Source organism: Streptomyces sp. NPDC048521, from assembly GCF_043199855.1.
Taxonomy (GTDB): domain Bacteria; phylum Actinomycetota; class Actinomycetes; order Streptomycetales; family Streptomycetaceae; genus Streptomyces.
Genome location: NZ_JBICWR010000006.1, coordinates 1 through 13,816, shown reverse-complemented (window position 1 = coordinate 13,816; position 13,816 = coordinate 1). Strand labels below are relative to the sequence as shown.

Here is a 13,816-nt window from a genome sequence, read left to right as displayed (position 1 = left end):
GACCGGGGCACGGGCCGTGATCCGGTGAGGAGCACCCACGCGCGCGTGCGGCGATCGTGCGCACCGCCTCGTGCAGTTTCGCGCGCCGTTCTTGCGCGGTTCCGGCGCCGCCCTGCGGTGCTGCTACGCGCCCCCCTCCTCCAGCCAGCCGAAGCTCTTTTCCACGGCCTTGCGCCAGTTGCGGTACTCCCGGTCGCGCGCCGGCGCCTCCATGGCGGGCGTCCACTCCGCGTCCTTCTGCCAGTGGGACTTCAGCTCGTCCAGGTCGTTCCACACACCGGTCGCCAGCCCGGCCGCGTAGGCGGCGCCCAGACAGGTGGTCTCGGACACCCGCGGCCGGATCACCGGCACGCCGAGGACGTCCGCCTGATGCTGCATGAGCAGGTTGTTCTTCGTCATGCCGCCGTCGACCTTCAGGGCGGTGATCCGCACCCCGGAGTCCTGGTACATGGCGTCCACGACCTCCCGGGTCTGCCAGCTCGTCGCCTCCAGCACCGCGCGCGCGAGGTGCGCCTTCGTGACGTACCGGGTCAGCCCGGTGACGACCCCGCGTGCGTCGGAGCGCCAGTAGGGCGCGAACAGGCCCGAGAACGCGGGCACGATGTAGGCGCCACCGTTGTCCTCGACACTCGCCGCGAGTGGCTCGATCTCGTCGGCGGTGCGGATGATCCCGAGCTGGTCGCGGAACCACTGGACCAGGGCGCCCGTTATCGCTATGGACCCCTCCAGGCAGTACACCGGCGCCTCCCCGCCGATCTTGTAGCCCATCGTCGTCAGCAGCCCGCTCTTGGACGGCACCGGCCGGTTGCCGGTGTTCAACAGCAGGAAACTACCGGTGCCGTAGGTGTTCTTCGCGGTCCCGACGTCGTAGCAGGCCTGCCCGAACACGGCGGCCTGCTGATCGCCGAGCGCGGAGGCCACGGGCACCCCGGCGAGCTGCCCGACCGCGGTGCCGTAGACCTCGGCGGAGGACCTGATCTCGGGCAGCACCGCCTCGGGCAGGTCCATGGCGGACAGGATGGAGGGATCCCACTGGAGCGAGTCGAGGTTCATCAGCATGGTGCGGCCGGCGTTCGTGACGTCGGTGACGTGCCGACCACCGTCGGTGCCGCCGGTGAGGTTCCAGATCAGCCACGAGTCGATCGTCCCGAACGCGATCTCGCCGCGCTCGGCCCGCCGCCGCAGACCGGGCACGTGGTCCAGCAGCCAGGCCGCCTTGGGCCCGGAGAAGTAGCTGGCCAGCGGCAGTCCGGTTCGCTCGCGGAAGCGGTCCTGGCCGTCCGCGCCGCCCAGTTCGTGGCACAGCGCGGCGGTGCGGGTGTCCTGCCAGACGATCGCGTTGTGCACCGGCTTGCCGGTCGAACGGTCCCACAGGACCGTGGTCTCCCGCTGGTTGGTGATGCCGAGCGCGCTCAGCTGGTCGGCGCGCAGGCCGGCCTTGGCGAGCGCTCCGGCCACCACGGCCTGCACCTTGGACCAGATCTCGGTGGCGTCGTGCTCCACCCAGCCAGGCTTGGGGAAGATCTGCCGGTGTTCGCGCTGGTCCACGGCGACGACGGCGCCGCTGTGGTCGAAGACGATGCAGCGGCTGGACGTGGTGCCCTGGTCGATGGCGGCGACGTACTTCTCGGCGGTGTCCGTCATGGCTGTCCCTGGGTCGCTGGGTCGGGTCGCTGGGCAGAGGGCCGCGCGGTAAGGCACCCGTGGCGTCGGGCGGGCCGTGTGCGGCCTCAGGGCCTCAGAAGGCCGCGTTGTAGATGAGGCCGGCGAGCGCCCCGCCGATGAGCGGGCCGACGACCGGGATCCACGCGTACCCCCAGTCGGACGTGCCCTTGTTGGGGATCGGCAGGAAGGTGTGCACGACGCGCGGACCGAGGTCGCGGGCCGGGTTGATGGCGTAGCCGGTGGGGCCGCCGAGGGAGAGCCCGATGCCGACGACGAGCAGCGAGACGATCAGCACGGTGGTGCCGGACTCGCCGAGGCCCTTCGTGAGCCCGAAGGCCAGCACGGGCAGCACGAGCGCGATGGTGGCGATGATCTCGGTGACGAGGTTGGCGACCGGGTTACGGATCTCCGGGATGGTCGAGAAGACACCGAGGGTCGGTACCGGCTCGCCGGTCGTGCCCTCGGTGGTGCCCTCCGTGCGGACGTTGGCCCGGAACTGCGCGAGATACACCAGGTAGGCCAGGACGGCGCCCAGCATCGCGCCGACGATCTGGCCCAGCAGATACACCCAGACCTTGCCCCACGTGCCGGTGTCCACGGCGATGCCGATGGTGACCGCGGGATTGAGCTGGCCGCCGGAGAGGGGGGCGGCGGTGTACGCGCCGGCGAGCACGCCGAAGCCCCAGCCGAACGCGATCACGACCCAGCCCGAGGCCCGCGCCTTGGAGTATCTGAGGGTGACGGCGGCGCAGACACCGGCACCGAACAGGATGAGGATCGCGGTGCCGATGACCTCGCCGACGAAAATGTCTCCGTTGCTCATGGCGGCTCCCTTGGCGCCGGCGGGGGCGATCAGCCCCGGCCCTCCGTGCAGGAACGGTTCCCTTGGCGACTTCAGCCGAAGGCAGGGAAGCCCCGCGCCCCGCCCGGCGTCCGTGACGAGCGTGCCGTCGCAGCCGGATCGCCACGGTGGGACGGGCCGTGGAGCAGGACAGACCCGTGGCACAGTGCCTGATAACGCCGAGAATGTACGGCGATGTCGGCTGGCACCGGGAAGTGTTCACCGGCACCCCGGGGCCGTCAAGGTTGCCGACGACGACGGTGACACCGGCTCACCCCACGGGCCCGCACCGCGGCGGCACCTCAAGGGCCTTGTCCGGGAAGGTCGTTCACCACCGTGGCTCGACGGCCCCGTACCCGGCCTCGGCCGGTGCGGTCCCCGAGCCGCCGCGCCGGACCTCGTGGCCGGGCAGCCCGGCGCGGCCGAGCACCCAGCTCCCGCCGTCCAGCGCCTTGGCCGCCTTCTTCAGCGGGGCCAGACGGGCGGCGGCCTGGCGATGATCGCTGACGCTGCCCGGGGCGCACACGAGGGTCGCGAGGGAGAGCGTGACCGGCCGGCCGCCCGCCGACCAGGGCCCGTCCAGCACGGCGGCGACGAGCGGATCCAGCACCTCCTCGTCGGCCAGCACCAGAAAGTCGTCACCACCGATGTGCCCAACGCGCGCGTGGCCCGGCACCGCCTGCTGCAGCGCTCGGCCCACCGACCGGATCAGCTCGTCACCGACCGCGAACCCGGCACCGTCGTTGACCTGCTTGAAGTGGTCGATGTCCAGCCAGCTGAGCGCGAACGCCCGCCCGTCCGCTATCCACCGGTCCACCTCACCCGTGATCGCGTCCGAACCGGGCAACCGGGTCAGCGGATTGAGCCCGGCCGCCTCCTCGACCCGGCTCTCGGCCAACGCCCGCACGAGGTCCGCCAGCCGCACGACGCCTACGCACCGGCCATGCCCGTCGACCACCGCCACATCGTCGGAGGTCCGGTCCCGGCCGCCGACCGCGACCACGTCCAGCACCTCCCAGGCGGTGGCGTCGACGCCGACGGTCCGGGGTGCGTCCCCGAGCTTGAAGGCCGGTCGGTCGGCATACAGGGCATGCCCGTAGCGGCCCGACATCGACAACAGGAACCGCGACCGGTGCACCGACCGGACCGGCCTGCCGGCCTGGTCGACCAGCAGTACCCCGGAGACGTCCGGCGACCCGGTCAGCAGTGCCCGTACCTGCCCCGCCGGAGCTGTCACCGGCAGGACGGCGGCCGGGCGCACGAACTCCCGTACCGAAGGTCCCGACCGCGGCATGGGCAGGGAACCCGGCGAGCGGGGCGGAACGTAAACGTACGCCGCCGGGATCCGGGCCGGCGGCGCGAACAACTGGCCCTGTGCCAACTGCGCGCCGGCCGACACCGCCGCAGCGCACTGCAGTTCGGTCTCCACGCCCTCCACCGCGATCAGGGCACCCAGTTCCTCGCACAGCGTGCGCATCGCCCGTACCGCGGCCGGTCGGGCCAGCAGTGAGGCGTCGAGTTTGACCAGGTCGGGCGAGAGGTCGGTGAGCAGCCTGAGCGGCACGTCGCCGTCCCCGATGCCGTCCGCACAGATCCGGAATCCCTGTGCGCGGAGCGCGGCCACCGCCTCCAGCAGGGCCCGCTGCGGCACGTGCGTGCAGGGCGGGACGATGTCGAGCGTCACCTCCCACGGCATGCGTCCCGCCGCGCGCACGGCGTCGTGCAACGGCGTCAGACCGCCGAGGTCGGCGAGTGTGGCCGCGAACACGTTCAGGTGGAGCGGCAGCAGCGTCTCCTTGCGCGTCGCCGCACGGAGGGCCAAGACCGTCAGCGTGCCGTCGAGTTCGGGGTCGCGGCGGGCCTGGGCCAGGACGTCACCGGTCTCCGGGCGGGCAAGTATCTCCAGTGCGGCGACCACGCCCGTCCTCAGGTTGACCACCGGCTGGAAGGCGAAGCGGAGAGTGTCCGTCCAGGAGTGCACGGGAGCATGATGGCGCCGCCCGTCCGCGCCCAGGCGCAGTTCATGAGACGTTCACGCAGGATTCCGAAGCGATCACACAGCGTGGAGAGTCTTAAGGGGTGCCTTCGCCGTACAGCGTGCTGGGGGTGACGGAGGGCGGTACCGCTGTCGGTGTACGACCGGATTCGTCCCGTCGCCCTCGCCGTTGAACCAGCCGGCGACCGCGCGTGCGCGTGTATGCGGCAGGGCTCATCCCCGTAACGTTGTCCGACTGAGTGTCAGGAGTGTGCCACGCGTCACGGCACATGGGCAGGCCGTCCCTGTGAACCGTGCGCCTCCTTCCGGCGTCCTGGTACGGGAGGGGCGGCCGGGATCGACGGGGGTGATTCCGGCCGCCTCTTGTGATTCCCGTCGTTCCGGGCGCGTCACTGCCGGAAGACGTCCTTCCCCTGATCGGATACAGTCCGCGCGTGTCCGAAATTCAGCACCCAACTGCCAACTCCGGGCCGAACTCGCACTGTTCGAGCTGCGGAGCGCTCTACGGAGAAGGCGTTTCCGACTGGCCGCGCACCTGCCCGAGCTGCGGCACGGTCGCCTATCGCAATCCGCTGCCGGTCGCGATCGCGCTCCAGCCCGTGTACGACACCAAGGGCACGGCCCTGGTCGTCATCACCCGTACCATCGCCCCCGCGCGCGGAGGCACGGCCCTGCCCGGTGGTTACATCGACGACCGGGAGGACTGGAAGCAGGCCGTCGTGCGGGAACTCAAGGAGGAGACCGGTATCGACGCGGCCGCCCGCGACGTGCGGCTCATGGACGCCATGAGCTCGCCCGACGGGCACCTGCTTCTCTTCGGGCTCCTCCCGGAACGCCCGGCCGACGGGCTGCCGCCGTCCGACCCCACGGACGAGACCGAGGGCTGGCACCTGCTGCGCAGGCCCGAGGAACTCGCCTTCCCGCTGCACACCGTGGCCGTACGGGCCTGGTTCGAGGGCCGGTACGTCTGAGCCACCGGCCGGCCTTCCGCACACGGCGCAGCTCGGCCGAGTCGACCCCACGAGGTGCCGCTCAGCCGAGCCCCCGTACGCGCACCGGGTAGGGCGGCTCACTCGTGCCGTTCTCCCGCTCCCGGGTGACCACCACCCGTCGGCCCTGCCGGCGGGCGACGTACCGTTCGATCTCCGGATCGTCCCACCCGTCGCCCGCGTCCGGCACCACCAGGCCGCCTCCCGTCCGGCCGGGCACGGGCGCCCACACCTCCAGCTCCAGCCCGCCGTCGGCGCCCCGCACGGGCACGACCGCTCCCGCGCGCGCGAATACCGGTATCCGTGACAGCGGTGCGTCGACGAGAACCTGAGCCGGCCCCTCGTACGCCTCCTCCGTCACCGTGTCGTACCAGCGGCCCCGCGGCAGCTGCACCGCACGCCGGTCGGCACCGGGGTCCAGGACCGGAGCCACCAACAGGCTGTCACCGAGCAGAAACGTGTCCTCGCAGGCACGCAGCGCCCGGTCCTCCGGCGCCCCCCACCACAGCGGCCGCACATAGGGCGCGCCGGTCCGTCGGGCCAGCTGCGCCAGCGTCACGAAGTACGGCAGCAGTCTTCGGCGTTCGAGCAGCGCCACGCGCGCGTGCTCCAGCACCTCGGCACCGAACTCCCAGGGCTCCCTGCGCCCCGCACGCAAACTCCCGTGCGTACGGAACAGCGGCAGGTACGCGCCGAGCTGGAACCACCGCAGGTACAACTCCGGCGACGGACTGCCGTCGAAACCGCCCACGTCCGGACCCGAGTACGGCACCCCGCACAGCCCCAGCCCCAGAACCAGCGACAGGGACGCCCGCAACCCGGGCCAGCCCGTCGCCACATCCCCCGACCAGGCGCCCCCGTACCGCTGCATCCCCGCCCAGCCGGAGCGCGAGAACAGAAAGGGCCGCTCCCGCGGCGACAGCTCACGCAGCCCCTCGTAGCCCGCCTGGGCCATGCACAGCGCATACACGTTGTGCGCCTCCCGGTGGTCGCCGCCGCGCCCCTCCAGGGCGTGCCGGGCCGAACGCGGCAGCGTCCGCTCACCGAAGGCGTTGAACGACGTCGGCTCGTTCATGTCGTGCCAGAACCCCGCGAAGCCCTGACCCAGCCGTTCCTCGTAGAGACCGCCCCACCACTTGCGCACGCGCGCGTGCGTGAAATCCGGGAAGACCGACTCACCGGCCCACACCTCGCCCCGCACCGTCCGCCCCGAGGCGTCCCGCACGAACGCGTCCATCACCGAACCGCTGTCGTAGACGGCATTGCCCGGCGCGGCCTTCACAGCCGCGTCGACGATCGACACCAGTCGGATCCCGTCCCGGCGCAGCTCCTCGGCGAGCACGGGCAGCTTGGCGAAACGCTCCTGGTCGACGGTGAACACCTGGTGCTCGTCGTAGTGGTCGATGTCCAGGTGGACGGCATCCAGGGGCAGGCCGTGCTCCTGGTAGCCCGAGACGATCCGGCGCACCTCCTGCTCGTCGCCGAAACCCCACCGCGCGTGATGGTGGCCGAGCGCCCACGCGGGCGGCACCGCGGGCGCCCCCGTCAGAGAGGCCCACGTGTACAGCACGCGCGTGGGAGTGCCCACCATCACCCAGCAGCGCAGCGGACCGCCCTCCATGCGCACCTCGCAGCGCCCCGCCCGATCGTGCCCGGACCCGGCGCCCTCCTCGCCCTCCCGCAACGCCACCGTGCCGTCCCACGTGGTGTCGTGGAACACCAGATGCGTGCCGGCGTCGGCCACCACCAACTGCACCGGCATGGTCAGGTACAGCGGATCGTCACCGGGGCCGAACGCACGGCCCGGATCGGTGTTCCACAGCCGGTACGTGCCGTCCCGCAGCCGCGGCCCCGACGCCCGCCCTCCCAGGCCGAAGAACCGGGCGTCCGCCGTCACCTCCGACCGCTGCATCCAGCGTGCCGTACCGCCGTCGACCGGCTCCCACCAGCGCGGCGGCAGGTCCCGCCGCAGCGTCACCCCGCCGGGCGTGCACACCTGCACCGCGCCGTGCCGTGACACGACGACCGTCACCCGCTCGGCGACCACCCGCCAGCCACCGTCCTTGTCCGGCTCCAGCACCGCCCGCGGATCCGGATCCGGACTGTTCCCCATGAGCGCGTACGACGGCTGCGGACCAGCCCCGTCCCACCCCCAGAAGACGGCCCCGTTCACCGCGACGGTGATCCGCAGTTCGGACCGGCTGAAGCGGATCAGCCCGCCCCCCGGCCCCGGCTCCACCCCCTCCACCTGCCCCGGGACCCGAGCCCGCTCCGCCCCCCGCCGCGGCAGCCCGGCGGCGTCGATACGCCTCCTGCGCCACGCGGCCCGAACGGTACGCAACCCCCGAGCCGCCCTCCCCGAACCGACCACACTCACCGAACGCACCAGGTCACGACCGTCCATGCTGCTCACCCTGCCACTGAGCCCCGCACCCGCGCGTGTCGTTCAACTGCCGTTCACCCGTGATGGGACCACATCTTCACGACACGGAGTATGTGGGGCACACCCTGGTGTAGAAGTCGATCACATGGCATCGTCCCTGTCAGCCGCGTCACGCGCACACCCCAGCCCGTGCGCGGACGGACGCACACGACGCGCACAGCCCGGGAGCCGCCCCATGTCGACAGCGAACCCCCAGCCGCTCTGGCAGCCCGATCCCGAGCGGATCGCCCAGGCACGCATCACCCAGTTCCAGGCCTGGGCCGCCGAGCACCACGGCGCACCGGCCGAGGGCGGCTACCCAGCTCTGCACCGGTGGTCCGTCGAGCAACTGGACACTTTCTGGAAAGCCGTCACGGAGTGGTTCGACGTAAGGTTCACGACCCCCTACGCGCGCGTGCTGGGCGACCGCTCGATGCCAGGCGCCCAGTGGTTCCCGGGGGCCACCCTGAACTACGCCGAACACGCCCTGCGCGCCGCGGACGACCGCGCGGACGAACCCGCCCTCCTGCATGTGGACGAAACGCACGAACCGCGTCCGGTGACCTGGTCCGAGCTGCGCCGCCAGGTCGGCTCCCTCGCCGCCGAACTCCGCGCCCTCGGCGTACGCCCCGGCGACCGCGTCAGCGGCTACCTCCCCAACATCCCCCAGGCCGTCGTCGCCCTCCTCGCCACGGCCGCCGTGGGCGCCGTCTGGACCTCCTGCGCCCCCGATTTCGGCGCCCGCAGCGTCCTCGACCGCTTCCAGCAGGTCGAGCCCGTCGTCCTGTTCACCGTCGACGGCTACCGCTACGGCGGCAAGGAGCACGACCGCCGCGAGGTCGTCGCCGAGCTGCGCCGCGAGCTGCCCACCCTGCGCGCCGTCGTGCACATCCCGCTCCTCGGCACCGAGGCACCCGAGGGCGCGCTGGAGTGGTCGGCGCTCACGGCGGGGGACACCGAACCCGTCTTCGAGCAGGTTCCGTTCGACCACCCCCTGTGGGTCCTGTACTCCTCCGGGACGACCGGCCTGCCCAAGGCGATCGTCCAGTCCCAGGGCGGCATCCTGGTCGAACACCTCAAGCAACTCGGACTGCACTGCGACCTCGGCCCCGAGGATCGTTTCTTCTGGTACACCTCGACCGGCTGGATGATGTGGAACTTCCTCGTCTCCGGCCTGCTCACCGGAACGACGATCGTCCTGTACGACGGCAGCCCCGGCTACCCGGACACCGGCGCCCAGTGGCGGGTCGCCGAACGCACCGGAGCCACCCTCTACGGCACCTCGGCCGCCTACGTCATGGCCTGCCGCAAGGCCGGCGTCCACCCCGCCCGCGACCACGACCTGTCCACTGTGCGGTGCGTCGCCACCACCGGCTCGCCCCTGCCGCCCGACGGCTTCCGCTGGCTGCACGACGAGGTCCGCGACGACCTGTGGATCGCCTCCGTCAGCGGCGGCACCGACGTCTGCTCCTGCTTCGCCGGGGCCGTACCCACCCTCCCCGTGTACACCGGCGAACTCCAGGCGCCCGGCCTCGGCACCGACCTGCAGTCGTGGGACCCGAGCGGCAAGCCGCTCACCGACGAGGTCGGGGAACTCATCGTCACCAACCCCATGCCGTCCATGCCGATCCACTTCTGGAACGACCCCGACGGCAGCCGCTACCACGACAGCTACTTCGACACCTACCCCGGCGTCTGGCGCCACGGCGACTGGATCACCGTCACCTCACGCGGGTCCGTCATCATCCACGGCCGCTCCGACTCCACCCTCAACCGGCAGGGCGTGCGCATGGGCTCGGCCGACATCTACGAAGTCGTCGAACGGCTCCCACAGATCAAGGAATCCCTCGTCATCGGCATCGAACAGCCCGACGGCGGCTACTGGATGCCGCTGTTCGTCCACCTCGCACCGGGCGCCACCCTCGACGAGACACTCCTGAACCGCATCAAACAGGCCATCCGCGAACAACTCTCACCCCGGCACGTGCCCGACGAGATCATCGAAGTGCCCGGCATCCCGCACACCCTCACCGGCAAGCGCATCGAGGTCCCCGTCAAGCGCCTCCTGCAGGGCACACCGCTGACACAGGCCGTCAACCCCGGATCCATCGACAACCTCGCCCTGCTCGGGTTCTACGAGGAACTCGCCCGCAAGCGCGCCTGACCCGACGCAGACGTCACCGCCCCCCTGTCACCTGCGCAGTCGACCGCACCGCCGGACCCACGACCTCCTGCGACCCCCCGTTGTCAGTGCCGCCGGTTACGGTGAGTGAGCATTGATCGACTGCGCACCAGGGGGAAACATGGCGCACACCGAGCACCAGACCATGCGACGCGTCCTGCGCCGCGAGATCGCCGGCACCATCGGCCTGCTCACCGACGAACACGACTTCCGCGCCATGCGGCGCTACCGCAGTTTCACCTTCGACGACCACGCCACCTACCTGCAGCAGGTGGAGGCCGTCCTCAGGACCCGCGCCGCCCAGGGCACCCACACGACACTCGCCCTGTTCGACCCGGAGGACTACGCCGCCTACTGCGCGGAAACCGGCCTCGATCCGGAAGCCGCGACCAGCCGCAGTCGCTTCACCGCGGAACTCGCGGCCACCGGCCCCACCATCCCCTACGACGGCCGACCCCTCGCCACCCTCCTGCCCACCCTCGTGGACGAAGCCGTGCGCCAGGCCACCTGGGAGTACGCCACCACCCTCCTCACCCGCCTCGGCCCCTGCCCCACCTGCGGCGAGGACATCGGCAGGGCGGCCTTCAACCGCGCCGCCGACCTCCTGGTCCGCATCCTCGACACAGCGCCGCCCGGTGACCGGCACATGGTGTGCAGCGTCTCCGGACCACCGGACACGCTCCTTTCCGTCCTGCACGGCGACCAGGACCCGCAGGGCGCCACCCGGCTCGACGAGGCCGAGGCCCTCGAATTCACCAGCGTCCTCGCGCTCGGCCTCGCCACCCGCAGCCCCGGCGGACTCGTCATGCGCGCCAGCGCCCCCGGCACGGCCGACCGCGTCTACGGCTGGCGGCTGCGCGCCGGCGGACTCGAACCACTCACCGCCGCGGAAGTGTTCGACGCCTACTGCACCGACATCGAATCCGGTGACCTCATCTCCCCGGAATCCGGCGTCGACTACTGCGAGCCACCCGACCTGGGAGAGGAGACGGCAGCACAGGGGCACCGCCACTGACGCACGCCGGAAGGCACACAGAGCGCACCAGGGGCGCCCCACCCGAAAGGCGGGACGCCCCTGATCACCCGGCACGCCACACGCGCCGGTACGGCTACTCGCCCGACAACACCGCCTGGGCCGCGCTGCGCGCCTCCTCGGCGCTGTCCGCCGCACGCGCGGCCGCCGCGGCCCGCTCGCACTGCGCCAGCGTGTGCTTCGCCAGCGTCGCCCGGACATACGGAATGGACGCCGCACCCATGGAGAGCGAGGTGACACCCAGACCGGTCAGCACACAGGCCAGCAGCGGGTCGGACGCGGCCTCACCACACACGCCACAGCTCTTGCCCTCGGCCTTGGCCGCCTCCGCGGACAGGGCGACCAGGTCGAGCAGCGCAGGCTGCCACGGGTCCTGAAGCCGCGAGACCGCGCCGACCTGCCGGTCCGCGGCGAAGGTGTACTGCGCCAGGTCATTGGTCCCCAGCGACAGGAACTCGACCTCCTGCAGGATCGAGCGCGCCCGCAGAGCGGCGGAGGGGATCTCCACCATCGCGCCGAACTTGGCGCGCAGCCCCGCCTCGCGGCAGGCGGACGCGAACGCCTTCGCGTCCGCGCGGTCCGCCACCATCGGCGCCATGACCTCGAGGTAGACGGGCAGCCCCTCGGCGGCCCTCGCCAGCGCGGTGAGCTGCGTGCGCAGGACGTCGGGGTGGTCGAGCAGCGTGCGCAGACCACGGACGCCGAGCGCGGGGTTCGGCTCGTCCGCCGGCGTCAGGAAGTCCAGCGGCTTGTCCGCACCCGCGTCCAGGACCCGCACGACCACACGGCCCTCGGGGAACGCCTCCAGCACCTGCCGGTAGGCCTCCACCTGCTTCTCCTCGGAAGGAGCGTTCTTGCTGTCGTCCAGGAAGAGGAACTCGGTACGGAACAGACCGACACCCTCGGCCCCCGCCTCCACGGCCGCCGGCACATCCGCCGGGCCGCCGACGTTGGCCAGCAGCGGCACCTTGTGCCCGTCAGCGGTCGCACCCGGCCCGGTCGAGGCGGCCAGCGCGGCCTTGCGCTCGGCGGCCGCGGCCTCCAGCTCCGCCTTCTTCTCCGCGCTCGGGTTCACGAAGACATCACCGGTGCTGCCGTCCACAGCGACGACAGTGCCCTCGGCCAGCTCACCGGCACCCGGCAGCGCCACGATGGCCGGCACGCCCAGCGCACGCGCCAGGATCGCGCTGTGACTGGTCGGACCGCCCTCCTCGGTGACGAAACCGAGCACCAGAGACGGGTCGAGCAGCGCCGTGTCGGCAGGCGCCAGGTCCCGTGCCACGAGCACATAAGGCTGGTCGCTGTCCGGTACACCCGGCATCGGAACGCCCAGCAGCCGGGCGACGATACGGTTGCGCACGTCATCGAGGTCGGCCACCCGACCGGCGAGGTACTCACCCGCGCCGGCCAGCAGCTCCCGGTAGGCCGCGAACGCGTCGTACACCGCGCGCTCGGCCGTGCTGCCGACGGCGATCCGCCGGTCCACGTCAGCCATCAGCTCGGGGTCCTGGGCCATCATGGCCTGCGCCTCGAGCACCGCCTGTGCTTCGCCGCCCGCCAGATTGCCGCGCGCCATCAGGTCGGCGGCCACGGCGTCCACCGCCTGGCGGGCGCGGCCCTGCTCGCGCTCCGCCTCCTCGGCGGGGATCTGCTTGGCCGGCGGCTCCAGCACCGCCGTGCCCATGTGCCGAACCTCGCCGATCGCCACGCCATGGCTCACGCCGACGCCTCGCAGCGTTGTCTCCATCTCACCCGTCTCCGATAGTGCGGCGGGTCCCGCCGCCGCGGTGGTTGTCATATCCGCCGTCTTGCGACGGCACTGCCGTCAGTTCCAGGCGAAGAGACTGTCGCCGGCCTTCACGTCACCGCTGTCACGGAGGTCGGAGAGGGACTCGGCCGCGGCTTCGAGCGCGACGACGGGGCACACCGGGGACTTGCCGGCGGCTTCGACCGCGGAGGGGTTCCAGCGCACGATGCTCTGCCCGCGCGTCACGGTGTCGCCCTTGTTGACGAGCAACTCGAAGCCCTCACCGTTGAGCTGCACGGTGTCGATACCGAGATGTGTGAGCACGCCGTGACCGCTCTCGTCCACCACGACAAAGGCGTGCGGGTGCAGGGAGACGATGACGCCGTCCACGGGCGCCACGGCCTCGGAGGGCTCACGAACGGGGTCGATCGCGGTGCCCGGGCCGACCATGGCCCCGGAGAAGACCGGATCCGGCACCGCGGCCAGTCCGATGGCCCGTCCGGCGAGAGGGGACGTCACGGTGGTCATGGGAAGCCTCCCAAGGAGTGGAGCTGCTTACGGGCCGTCACTGCCTGTCCCGGACGACACTGAGCAGCAGGGTATGTCATATGAAGTGGCGGTTCCGGATGGAAGCTATCAGCTGGTGGTCTAGACCACCAACCCAGCAGATTTGCACCGGCTTCGAAGCCCCGTGTACAGTCATACCCCTGCTTGGGGCGGAGGGGCGCGAGAGCGTCCACGCTCAGCAGCACCCAAACTCGTCAGATCCTATCTCCGGATCTCCTTTCTGCATGCTCGCAGGGGGGTGGTCAGAGAGACGGAAAAACCCTGGTAGAGTTTGAAACGCCGAAGGGAAGCGCCCGGAGGAAAGCCCGAGAGGGTGAGTACGAAGGAAGCGACCGTTCCTTGAGAACTCAACAGCGTGCCAAAAGTCAACGCCA

General features: G+C 71.4%; 9 protein-coding genes. 3 read left to right on the top strand and 6 right to left on the bottom strand.

Features of this window, described 5'->3' with window-relative positions:
* Positions 1-123: 123 nt before the first annotated feature.
* The 3 genes from glpK to ACGFRF_RS15915 all read right to left on the bottom strand — a co-directional run bounded on the left by glpK (position 124) and on the right by ACGFRF_RS15915 (position 4,487).
* Positions 124-1,644, bottom strand: a complete 1,521-nt coding sequence (gene glpK / locus ACGFRF_RS15925) for a glycerol kinase GlpK (protein ID WP_393740183.1) — start codon at positions 1,642-1,644, stop codon at positions 124-126.
* A 94-nt stretch (positions 1,645-1,738) separates the two neighbouring features.
* Positions 1,739-2,488: an MIP/aquaporin family protein gene (locus ACGFRF_RS15920; RefSeq protein WP_393740181.1), complete on the bottom strand. Its 750-nt coding sequence runs from the start codon at positions 2,486-2,488 to the stop codon at positions 1,739-1,741.
* 346 nt (positions 2,489-2,834) lie between these two features.
* A complete protein-coding gene (locus tag ACGFRF_RS15915; protein ID WP_393740179.1) occupies positions 2,835-4,487 on the bottom strand; it encodes a GGDEF domain-containing protein in 1,653 nt (550 codons plus the stop codon).
* Between the two features lie 449 nt (positions 4,488-4,936).
* Here ACGFRF_RS15915 and ACGFRF_RS15910 point away from each other — a divergent pair, with 449 nt between their 5' ends.
* On the top strand, positions 4,937-5,473 hold the full coding sequence (locus ACGFRF_RS15910; protein WP_393740177.1) for an NUDIX domain-containing protein: 537 nt from the start codon (positions 4,937-4,939) through the stop codon (positions 5,471-5,473).
* A 61-nt stretch (positions 5,474-5,534) separates the two neighbouring features.
* Here ACGFRF_RS15910 and ACGFRF_RS15905 read toward each other — a convergent pair whose 3' ends face one another.
* Positions 5,535-7,895 (bottom strand): glycoside hydrolase family 31 protein, encoded by a 2,361-nt coding sequence (locus ACGFRF_RS15905; RefSeq protein ID WP_393740175.1) that lies wholly within the window; start codon positions 7,893-7,895, stop codon positions 5,535-5,537.
* Between the two features lie 214 nt (positions 7,896-8,109).
* Here ACGFRF_RS15905 and ACGFRF_RS15900 point away from each other — a divergent pair, with 214 nt between their 5' ends.
* Together ACGFRF_RS15900 and ACGFRF_RS15895 are read left to right on the top strand one after the other, a co-directional pair.
* Positions 8,110-10,077 carry an acetoacetate--CoA ligase gene (locus ACGFRF_RS15900; protein WP_393740173.1) on the top strand — a complete coding sequence of 656 codons (1,968 nt, stop codon included), beginning with the start codon at positions 8,110-8,112 and terminating at the stop codon, positions 10,075-10,077.
* Positions 10,078-10,216: 139 nt separating this feature from the next.
* Complete coding sequence (locus ACGFRF_RS15895; protein ID WP_393740171.1) at positions 10,217-11,110, top strand: hypothetical protein; 894 nt, start codon at positions 10,217-10,219, stop codon at positions 11,108-11,110.
* A 94-nt stretch (positions 11,111-11,204) separates the two neighbouring features.
* Here ACGFRF_RS15895 and ptsP read toward each other — a convergent pair whose 3' ends face one another.
* Together ptsP and ACGFRF_RS15885 are read right to left on the bottom strand one after the other, a co-directional pair.
* Positions 11,205-12,875, bottom strand: coding sequence for a phosphoenolpyruvate--protein phosphotransferase (ptsP, locus tag ACGFRF_RS15890; protein WP_393740169.1), 1,671 nt, complete (start codon positions 12,873-12,875; stop codon positions 11,205-11,207).
* Positions 12,876-12,953: 78 nt separating this feature from the next.
* Entirely contained in the window at positions 12,954-13,403 is a 450-nt protein-coding gene (locus tag ACGFRF_RS15885) for a PTS glucose transporter subunit IIA (RefSeq protein ID WP_393740167.1), read from the bottom strand.
* Positions 13,404-13,816: the final 413 nt, after the last annotated feature.